General features: G+C 73.0%; 1 protein-coding gene. It reads left to right on the forward strand.

Going from position 1 to position 370, the window contains the following annotated elements:
* Positions 1–370: ATP-binding protein (locus tag AB4Z46_RS35510; protein ID WP_442288236.1), on the forward strand; the 370-nt coding region annotated here is incomplete at both ends.

Genomic DNA, 370 nt, shown 5'->3' on the forward strand with positions numbered 1-370 from the left:
GCTGGACATGGCGCGGCTCGAGAGCGGCATCGCCGGCGGCGCCGTCAACCTGCGGCGCGACTGGCAGTCGGTCGAGGAAGTGGTCGGTTCGGCCATCCGTGCGGCGCGGCCCGCGCTCGGGGACATGCAGGTGCAGACTTCGCTGCCGCCCGACCTGCCGCTGGTCGAGTTCGACGCGGTGCTGATCGAGCGCGTGCTGGTCAACCTGCTGGAGAACGCCGCCAAGTACGGGGCGGCGCCGATCGTGGTCGGCGCGCACGTCACCGAGCATGCGCTGGTGCTTCAGGTGCGCGACCACGGCCCCGGCCTGCCTGCCGCGCTGCGGGGCCGCGAGCAGACGCTGTTCGACAAGTTCACGCGCGGCCAGGCC

It is taken from the genome of Variovorax sp. M-6 (assembly GCF_052114385.1).
Classification (GTDB): Bacteria; Pseudomonadota; Gammaproteobacteria; order Burkholderiales; family Burkholderiaceae_C; genus Variovorax.